Below are 8982 nucleotides of genomic sequence, written 5' to 3' on the forward strand. Positions count from 1 at the left end.
TTCGGCGATCAGGGGCTGCAACTTGTCGAGAAAACGGTTGAAAGCACTGCCGAGCTGGCCCAACTCATCGGCCGAACGGACCTCCAGACGCCCTTTCAGATCACCTCCGCCCTCGGCAATCTGCTCGACGCGGTGCAGCAGTCGACGCATAGGGTTCAACACCACCAGTGGCAGAACGACAAGCACCAGGATGCAACTGAGCAGGCCGATCAGCAGAATCGCGCCCTGATGCACGCCGACTGCCTCGCCGTTTTCAATCGCTGCATCGCCTTCGCGATGGGACGCCGCGTCTTCCAGCTCACCCAACTTGTCGATGGCATCGCGCATGGTTTCGAAAAGGCGCTCACTGTCGCCAAAACTCAGGGTACTGGCCCCCTGCGGATCGCCTACCGACTGCTCGAGGACCCGCCGGGAAACCTGCAGCCACTTCCCAAAACTGTCATTGAACTGACTGACCAGCGCCTGCGCTTCAGCACCGGGTTGCATCGCAGCATATTGCTGCACGCGGTCATAAGCCTGCTTCGCATTCTCGCTGTGACTGGCGCTCAGTGCTTTCAGATGCTCGCTGGCATGACCATCCAGCAGGCTACGCTCAGCGACAAAAGCCTGATAAAGATCACGGTCGGCGTTGAGCAACAGGCTGATGGCCGGCAGGTAGCGCTTGGTCAATTGCGTGCTGGACTCCGTCACCTGAGCGATACCCCGCATGCCCGACCACCCCATCAGCACCAACAGCAGCGCCAGGAACCCAATGGGCAGAGTGATTTTCCAGCGAAAGCCCAAATCGGCAAAAAACCGCAGCATGAGGTGTCACTCCTTTCATGGGGATTAACTGACCTATCGGCAGCCATGCCTTGAGCTATAGACCATTAGTCTAATTGTTACAAAGCTTTGGGTTTGGCAGGCACCGGGGTTACGCAAGTCGCGGAGGGGGTTGGGCGGGATAAAAAAGGTGGGGAAAGCAATTGCAGCGGGGAATTTTCTGACATTTCCCGCCCACATAATTTAGGGAATTTTCTGACTCATCATCTGATTGATGATTTCTCCGGCGAGGCCCTATAGTCCAAACGTCGTTCGTAAGAGCGGCTTGGGTTTGGCGACTCAATGACAAATGGTAAGAAGACCCTCAATCAAATGGTGTTTGAAATGAATAGATACATGGCTCTTACCAGCAATGCCGACGATCAACCCCTCTTCGTCGATACCTCTGCACCTTTGCACATCCTGCTCGACACGGCAGGCTATAGAATTCGCGCCGTCACCCAGCTTTTAGAGAATCTCGCCATGCGAGGGGACATTCCGAGTGACTCAGTGGTCCTTCAGGACTTTGCACAACTGTGCTGCATTCCCTTGAGGGATGGTTGCGACGTACTCGATGTCATAGCCCGACGATTGGATGCGGAGCCGGCCTAGTTCAAAGAGCCTCAACAAGGTGATGCCGATCAGCTAATCGACGCAGCCCCTGTGGCGAGGGGCTTTATCCCCGCTGGACTGCAAAGCAGTCCTAAAAGCCAGACACCCTGTGTGTCTGGTTGAATGAGTTGGTGTTGGGGCCGCTTCGGGGGAACGAGGGGACAGACCACGATTTCGAGTTCACTTGTAATCGCCCCGATTCATAATTCTGGTCTGTCCCCGTTTTCACGCGACAAAACGCCAGAAACGAAAAAGCCCAGCGGATACGCCGGGCTTTTATGGGAAACGGATGGCTTTATTCTACGCTTAGCCTTCTTGAAGCTCGCGGCGACGATTGTCGTCTGCCTGATTGCGAATTGCTTGAATTCGCTGCAGCAGGCCGCGAGGAAATAGGCTGGATACCTTCAGGGTTTTCCTTGATATCCCTGTCAAGCAGATCAAGGAACTCGATACCTGCTTGAATCTCCGCCTTTCTTTCGGTAAACGAGACGACATTACCTTTACCTTTAGACATGACTTCTCCCCATCGCAAATTTTCCTGCATTTTCAGCAGGACATGACCTGAACGCGTCATGGCGAGCACGGCCTTATGGGGCATTTCCGTGCCCTCTGTAGGATCACTATGGTTCACGAGGAGTGCATTTAACACCATCAAAGCCGAATAAAGAAAGCGTGATGATGTAACAGATGGCGAAGCCTGTACGGATGACCAGAGCAGACGAAAAAGTCATATCAAACGTCGGTTTGCGCATCTCTGTACCGCAATACAAGTCGCGTACGATCAAGCCATGGCCCACCGAATACGGTTACTTTCTGACGGGCGGCCATACTAACGGTGCAACAGAAAGGGCCAAGGGCGTGACGGGGCAGAGTGGAGGAAGATCCCAGCACGGTGGAGAATGACGTCCGCACCTATTCCCCCAAAACGCCCCCAAATACAAAAAAGCCCCGAGGTGGTTAAGCGCTCGGGGCCTTTAAATATGGCGGAGAGATAGGACGATTTGGCGGAGAGAGTGACGCATGTGGCAACCGTCCAGAAAAATCCATCAACGACCAAAACGCTCCCCCCCCCTTAAATCATTGAACATTGTAAAAATCACTCGTCTGATAGGGGCTTTCAACAACCATCCCTAGGAACCATTGCCTGACTACCGTTCCACCACCCGCTGCCCCAGTGATTCACGCAGCAACGTACGCGGCAACTTAAAGCCCTTGAACGGCGTCCGGGTAAACGGATTGTTGATCCCTTCGGCATACACCTTGTAGCGCATGACCCCACTGACCACCTGCAGGCTCAGGTCCACGCTGGTAGCGGTGCGCGCATTGAGCTGGGCGCGATTGAGCAGGCGATAAAATGACCACGGCCCTCGAAAGCCCATACTGACCGTGGTGCCGTCGCTCTTGACCAAGGTCAGGCGGCTATCACTGCTCTCGCCCTTTACGCCCGGCCAGCTCATCGCTATACCTCGGACCGCCCCGTGGGAGTAGAGATGCAACTGGCCGTCGATGCTCAAGGCGCTGCTCAGGTGGTCGGCGCTCAGCGCGAGGGGCTCCAGGGTAAACGGCACGTTGAACACGCCACGGTTATCGAAGAAGGTGTCGCGGATCTGCTCGATGGTCTTGAGCTGGGCGATGACCTCGGGGCGTATCAAGTAGTCCTCCTGGCTGTCGGAATACAGCGTGTCGAGATTGTCTTTGAGGAACACTTTCAGATACTGGTCGTGGAAGCGTTGGACAATGCCGGCCGGGCCGAAAAAGGCTTCGAAATCCTTGAGCGAGACGTCGTCCTGGCTAACACTCAAGGGGTAGCGCGAGGCCAGGCGCTCCTTGTAGAAGCTGTAAACGTCCGCTTCCCAACGCTGTTCCAGCTCACGCAGGGCCATCACCATCAACACCTGCGAGGTCTGGTCCGCTAGGTGCCGAACCTGCTGGTTCAGCGGCTCCGGCAGGCCGGCGGCGATGCGTTGCAAGTTGCGAATCGGGCCGGGATCGGCTTGCGAGAAGCGAGCGAGCACCACACCAAGGGCAGCTTTACCGCGGTTGGGATGATCCTGCACCGCCTTGGCATAGTCGTAGACGGCATTGATCCCACGCAGGGTTTCTTCGTAGTAGGACGGCTTGTCCTGCTGAGCATTGAGCAACCCGGACAGGCCCGCGAACGCCCGGTGAATGCCCAGTGCCTGGTTGTGCCCGGCCTCATCGCCGACTGGCAGTTCCTCCTTGTTGGTGACCGGCGGGTAGATCAGGGTGTTGTCACGAACGGTCTCCAACAGGCGGCGCAGCGGTGCGGCCGGGCCGGTAACCTGCCCCAGCACTTCCAAGGTTTGGGCCAGATCGGTGAAATCGGTCACGGCGAACTGGTTCAACGCGCGGCGCCAGCTGTCGACGTAATCGGCACTATACAAGGCCCGCAGTCGCTCGGTCAGCACTCGGCGGTCAGCCTCGGAAAAATCCAGGCTACGGCGCTCGCCCAGCACCCATTGGTCAATCAATGCCAGCTCGGTGACGTTCTGGCTACTGGGCTCAAAGTAATCCCGAAAGCCCCGTGCGGTCAGCAGCGGCGGCAATGCCAGATTTTCGTCCAGTGCCGCGCCGCTGTCGCGTTCGTTCAGGGAGCGGTAGACCACGTCGAAGGCCGGGCCGATTTCATTGCGCAAATCCAGTTCGCCATGCAGGCGTTCCTCGGCCTGCTGGCGCAGGGTCATGTATACCCGCTGCGCCATGGGCAGCTTGCGCAGTTGCTGTTGGGTTTGTGCGATCAGTGCGCGGTGTTCGGGCAATTCGACATCGGCGTAGGTCAGCGCATAGGTCAAGTGACGCATCAAGGCGGCCTGGCGTTGGCCCTGCCCCGGATAGGCCTGCTGCCATTGCTGGGCCATCCATTGCGCAACGATCTCCGGGCGACGATTGTCGCGATCCTCGATCATGCGGTACACGCGCAGGGCGGCAAGTTGCTCGTCGCTGCCCGGTTCGGCGCGGCGGATGACCTCGACCGCGCCTTCGGCAATCGCCGGCAGGAAACGCCGCGACAACAAACTCAGGTAGGCCTGATCGACCATCGGCCCGATGAGTTGCCCCTGGTACAAGCCCATGTCCGCCAATTGCGGCCAGGTGGCTCGATAGTCGCCATACACTGTGACCGCATCACGAATTTCATCCAGCGGCACCAGCAAGTTCAGCCCAGTGGGATCGGCCTGCAGGTCGCTGGCCTTGCTGCTGAAGGCCTGGCTTTGGGCCAGGACCTGATCGGCCTTGTCGCGGTTGATGCCGTAGTAGTACCACCAACCGCCCACCAGCAACGCGCTGGAAATCCCGGCCAATACCGAACCGCTGAGCAGCAGGCGACGCTTGCGCCGTGCCACCTTGAAGTTGTCCCCGGCCAAGCCGGCCTCCGGGTAGACCACCCGCTGCAACAGGTGCTGGGCAAAATACACCACCGAATGCCCTTGCGGCTTGGCCGAGCTGACCGGTGCCGGGAACCCGTAGGCCCGCGCCGAGGCCTCGACAAACAGGTTGGCCACCACGCCACGCTGGTATACCGATGACAGGTACACCCCGCGCACCAACGCCGGGGTGGTGTAGCGGTCACTGCCCAGCACATCACCGAGAAAGCGCAGCAGAATCTCCCGCGAACCGCTGAGCTGACGCATCAGGCAAAACAGACGCTCACGCACCACGGCGGGCTCGGGATCCCCCATGGCCCGCATCACCTGCCTGTTCAACGCATCGACGAAGTGGTCATAGGCGACCGTCAATTCCTGCAGCCAGGCATCGAAATCATCGACAGCATCAAGGCTGAAGGTAAAGCCCTGTACCTCTTCCCGTGCCGATGCTGGGAGCTTGGCGAACAGCTCTTCAAAGCCATCGAGCAAATCGAACTTGCTCAGCACCACGTATAACGGCAAGCGCGTGCCCAGTTCATGGCCCAAATCATTCAAGCGGGCGCGCAACAGATAGGCCAGGTTACGGCGCTCGTTAGGTGGGCGCTCGAACAGGCCGACCATGTCCACCAACAGCACCACGCCGTTGAGCGGACGGCGGCTGCGGCTGCGCGCCAGCCAGTCGATCATATGGTGCCACAGGCGTTTCTCGGCGCCGACGGGCAGCCCGGTGGGTTGTTCGACTTGGGCAACGACCACGGGTTCGGCGATCGCGCCAGTGTCCGCCGCCGCATCCTCAGTGGGCGCAGCTGGGGCTGGCGTCGGCGACGGTTGCCGCTCGGGTTGGCTGATGAGCTCGCCGGGCGGGTCGATCAGCACCGCCTCATCGCCGATCCACCAGTCGATATCGAAAGCAAGATCCGGGTCTGCAGCAGCTTGCGTAACGCCACTGCGCGCAGTGCGGGTCAGGGCGAAACTCTGGCTGGAGCGGCTGATAAAGCTCGACTTGCCGGCGTTCTCCTCCCCCAGCACCAGGTACCAGGGGATCTGGTGCAAGCGGCGGCCCTGGTGGTTGTCCCGTACCCGCGCCAGGTTGTTTTCCAATGAACGTTCCTGGGCTTGCAGGTAAACAAGGCAAGGATCCTGCACCCGTTGTGCCTGTTGCTCACGTTCCCGCCGCAAACGGCGTTGGCGACGGTGCACAAGCCAGGTCCAGCCCAACAGCGGCAGCACCACCAGTACAACGCTGATTGCCAGGCGCAGCGGCCAGGGCGCCAACGGCTGCTCGTCGCGCCAGGTCCAGGTCGGGCCCTGCCACCAGAGCCAGCCTAGCACCACGGCAATGACCAACATCCCAGCGGCAATGGCGATGAGTGCCCCATGGCGCTGGAGAGCGGAAAATCCACGCGCCAATGTACCCAGCCTCTTGTTCATTACTGTTCGCCCCTGAATTTTTCAAGATAAAAATCATCTCCGCAGCCTGCGCGAAAAAAATATTTGTCTTGGCGGATTTCATTCGTATATTCCGGCAAACACTACCAGCGCAAATAACTAACTTTCAATGCACGACCCAAAAGAAACAAAAGCTTACATCTGATCATTCTAATTATCTTGACGGAACACCTCCACCAACAGAAACATCTGAGAATATTCTTCAGGCACACTTAAAACAACAAAGACCAATCCTCTACAGAGTTTTCCCACAGCAAACTAAACAAACTAAACGGGCTTGAGCCATGTCACTAAAAGATCGCTTCTCGGAAGAACTCCGCTACCTGCGCGAGTTGGGGCGCGAGTTCGCTGAAGACAATCCTCAGCTGGCGCCCTTCCTGGGTGAGCAGGCGTCGGATCCGGGGGCTGCGCACCTGCTGGAAGGGTTCGCGTTCCTCACCGCCAAGCTGGCCCTGAAGATCGAGGACGATCTGCCGCAGATCACCCACCCTCTGCTGCAACAGGTCTACCCCAACTACCTGCGCCCGTTGCCCAGCCTGACGCTAGTACGGTTTGACCCGGTGCTGCACGCCCTTAGCGGTCCGCAGCTGATCGCCAAAGGCACGCCCTTGTTTTCGCGGCCGGTGGAAGGTGTCAGTTGCACCTTTCGTACCTGTACCGACGTAACCCTTTACCCATTGCAGATAACCAACGCCAGCGTCTCCCATAGCGTGCAAAGGTCGATAGTGAGCATTCAGCTGCAGACCTTGTCTGACCAGCCGTTGAGCGAGATCAACGGCGATCGCCTGGACTTCCACCTCGGCGGCGGCGACCACAACGCACTGACGCTCTACCAATGGCTGGCCCAACATCTGCACAAGATAGTGCTGTGCCTTGACGACAAACGCTTAGCCCTGCCCCCGGATGCGCTCGGCTTTGCCGGCTTCGAGCCCCGCGACGCATTGCTGCCCGGCCTGGAGCACCAACTGGAGGGCTATCGCCTGCTCCAGGAATACTTTTACTTCCCCCAGCGCTTTCATGGCTTCAGTGTCAGCGGCCTGCGCCGCCTCTGGCCTCAGACCACGGCAAGCCAGATTCGCCTGGAACTGCACTTTTCCACCCCGCTGCCGTCCTCCGTCCAGGTCAACCCCGACACGCTCTGCCTGTACTGCACCCCCGCCATCAACCTGTTCGAACACGCGGCCGAACCGATCCAGCTGGATGGCAAAGCACTGCACGAACCCGTGCAGCCGCGCGGCCCACACGCCCACGCCTATGAGATCTTCAGCATCGACCAGGTCAGCGCCCGGCGTCGCAAACCGCAAACCCCGGCAGACAACTATCGCGTCGACTTCGCCCCGTATGAGTCGTTGCAGCGTCAGGTGGAACCGGTCGGCGAGCGCACGGCGCGCTATTACAGCCACATCATTGAACCGGAGCTGCTCAAGGATTGCGCCAAACACAGCCTGCGCCTGATCCATGCCGATCAGCGCCCGTACCTGGGTGAGCGTGAAGTGCTCAACATCCAACTGACCTGCTGCAATGGCGACCTGCCTCGGCAGCTGCAAGTGGGCGAACTCAACCGTACCACCCAGACCACGCCCTCCTTCGCCACCTACCGCAACCTCACCCACCCAACCCGCGCCTACCCACCGATGCTCGACGGCCAGGTGCAATGGGCGCTGATCTCCAACCTGGCCCTGAATAACCTGTCGCTGTCATCGCCGGCTGCCCTCAAGGCGGTGTTGCAAGTCTACGACTTCATCGCAGCCCACGACCTGCCCCACCGCCGCGCCACCCAACGCCGCCTGGAAGGTATTCGCCAAATCAGCACCGCACCGGTCGATTGGTGGATCAAGGGCGTGCCCGTGCGCGGCAGTTGCACCACCCTGACTATCGACCCCGCCGGCTTCAGCAACGCCGGCGACCTGCACCTGTTTGGCAGCGTGCTCTCGCATTTCATGGCGCTGTACGCCAGCACCAACGCCTTCCAGCAGCTGGAAATCATCAACGCTGCCGACCACACCGCCTTCACCTGGCCAATGCGCACCGGCCAGCAACCGATCATTTAATCCGCCGAGACCTGTATGCCAACTCTAAACCCCACCAGCACCTTCTCCAGCACCCACGGCGACGCCCGCGACGGCCGGCCCGACGGTGAGCTGTTCTGCCATCACGACCCACTGGAATTCCAGTTGCGCGGACATAGCCTCAACCCGCTGATGGACGTCGCCATGCCGCTGTTCGGACTGGTGATGCGCCTGCGCAGGACCGACACCTACCCGTCGGTGGAACAGTTACAGGGGCACCTCACCAACCAGATCAAGGTGATGCTGGAAGAACTGCGCCAACACGGCTACAGCGAGGCCGAACTGCGGCTGTTCTCCTACGCGCTGTGCGTGTTTGTCGATGAGGCGGTGCTGGCCACGCCTTGGGGCACAGGGTCGGTGTGGCAGGCCAAGTCGCTGCTGAGCACCTTCCACCAGGAAACCTGGGGCGGCGAGACCTTCTTCACCCTGCTGACCCGCCTGCAGGAAACCCCGGAGCAATACCGCGACGTACTGCTGCTCATGTACCTGTGCCTATGCCTGGGTTTCAAAGGCCAATATGCCGTGCAGACCCAGGGCGACCAGGCCTTGCAGCAGTTGATCAGCAGATTGCAGGGCGTGATCAGCACGCTGCACGACCCGGTGCCTGCGCAGTTGACCCGCCCGCTGGACAATGTTGCGCCGCGCCACTACCAGATGAACCGGCAATG

At 59.5% G+C, this 8982-nt stretch carries 5 protein-coding genes and 2 pseudogenes; 3 read left to right on the forward strand and 4 right to left on the reverse strand.

Annotated elements, in window-relative coordinates:
• Positions 1-27 precede the first annotated feature (27 nt).
• Positions 28-804: pseudogene (locus tag AACY31_RS29050) on the reverse strand (MCP four helix bundle domain-containing protein); the annotation flags it as partial.
• 342 nt (positions 805-1146) lie between these two features.
• Between AACY31_RS29050 and AACY31_RS22370 the strand changes: the two are divergent.
• Complete coding sequence (locus AACY31_RS22370; RefSeq protein WP_013692484.1) at positions 1147-1413, forward strand: hypothetical protein; 267 nt, start codon at positions 1147-1149, stop codon at positions 1411-1413.
• Between the two features lie 295 nt (positions 1414-1708).
• On the opposite strand, the gene AACY31_RS22375 is transcribed toward AACY31_RS22370, so the two are convergent.
• From AACY31_RS22375 to tssM, 3 genes and pseudogenes are all read right to left on the reverse strand, one after another.
• Positions 1709-2011, reverse strand: coding sequence for a hypothetical protein (locus tag AACY31_RS22375; RefSeq protein ID WP_339492773.1), 303 nt, complete (start codon positions 2009-2011; stop codon positions 1709-1711).
• A 134-nt stretch (positions 2012-2145) separates the two neighbouring features.
• Positions 2146-2269: pseudogene (locus AACY31_RS22380) on the reverse strand (phage tail protein); the annotation flags it as partial.
• 292 nt (positions 2270-2561) lie between these two features.
• Positions 2562-6227: a type VI secretion system membrane subunit TssM gene (tssM, locus tag AACY31_RS22385; protein WP_339482721.1), complete on the reverse strand. Its 3666-nt coding sequence runs from the start codon at positions 6225-6227 to the stop codon at positions 2562-2564.
• Between the two features lie 302 nt (positions 6228-6529).
• Between tssM and tssF the strand changes: the two genes are divergently transcribed.
• The gene (gene tssF / locus AACY31_RS22390) at positions 6530-8296 is read left to right on the forward strand and encodes a type VI secretion system baseplate subunit TssF (protein WP_339482722.1); all 1767 of its coding nucleotides are present in this window, start codon (positions 6530-6532) and stop codon (positions 8294-8296) included.
• A gap of 15 nt (positions 8297-8311) precedes the next feature.
• On the forward strand, positions 8312-8982 hold a 671-nt coding region (gene icmH, locus AACY31_RS22395; RefSeq protein ID WP_339505093.1), incomplete at its 3' end, for a type IVB secretion system protein IcmH/DotU.

Source organism: Pseudomonas sp. RL_105y_Pfl2_101 (assembly GCF_963970585.1).
In the GTDB taxonomy this organism is placed as follows: domain Bacteria; phylum Pseudomonadota; class Gammaproteobacteria; order Pseudomonadales; family Pseudomonadaceae; genus Aquipseudomonas.

Bases quoted from the DNA above. Each gene is read 5' to 3' on its own strand.
- AACY31_RS22370 (WP_013692484.1), top strand. From the start codon at position 1,147: ATGAATAGATACATGGCTCTTACCAGCAATGCCGACGATCAACCCCTC.
- AACY31_RS22375 (WP_339492773.1), bottom strand. From the start codon at position 2,011: ATGCCCCATAAGGCCGTGCTCGCCATGACGCGTTCAGGTCATGTCCTG.
- tssF (WP_339482722.1), top strand. From the start codon at position 6,530: ATGTCACTAAAAGATCGCTTCTCGGAAGAACTCCGCTACCTGCGCGAG.
- tssM (WP_339482721.1), bottom strand. From the start codon at position 6,227: ATGAACAAGAGGCTGGGTACATTGGCGCGTGGATTTTCCGCTCTCCAG.